General features: G+C 71.0%; 1 protein-coding gene. It reads right to left on the reverse strand.

The genetic code is table 11. From position 1 onward, the window contains the following. The coding region (locus ACUH78_RS19525) for a tyrosine-type recombinase/integrase (RefSeq protein ID WP_510497630.1) at positions 1–487 on the reverse strand (487 nt) is incomplete at its 3' end. Positions 488–503 lie beyond the last annotated feature (16 nt).

The raw sequence follows: 503 nt of genomic DNA on the forward strand, positions 1-503 counted from the left end.
TGTTGCGGTGCCCGAGGTAGTCCTGGATGAGCCGGGTGTCCGCGCCCTGGTCGGCCAGGGCGAAGCCGCAGGCGTGGCGCAGCATGTGGGGGTGCGCCTCCACGGACAGCTCGGCCAGTTCCCCGTAGCGCCGGATCGCCACCCAGGCGGTGCGGCGGTTGAGCGGCGCCCGCCGCTCCGAGACGAAGAAGGTGTCGCCCGCCGGGCCGAGGCGCGCCCGCTCGGTGAGCCAGGCCTTGATGGCCCGCAGCTCGTCGCCCCGAAGCGGGTGCGTCGTCGACAGCCCCTGCTTGAGCCGTGCCACGTGCAGCACCCGGCTCTCGAGATCGACCTGGTGCAATTTGAGCGCGCAGGCCTCGGACACGCGCAGCCCGTGGCGGAACATCAAGAGGATCAGGCAGCGGTCGCGCAGCTCGGTGCGGCTGCCGCGGGTGGCCGTGATCAGGCGCTCGACCTCGCGCGCGGTGAGGTGTTTGCGGTCGTTCATCGTTTTGTCCAATGTT

The organism is Thauera sp. ZXT1-4 (assembly GCF_052598215.2).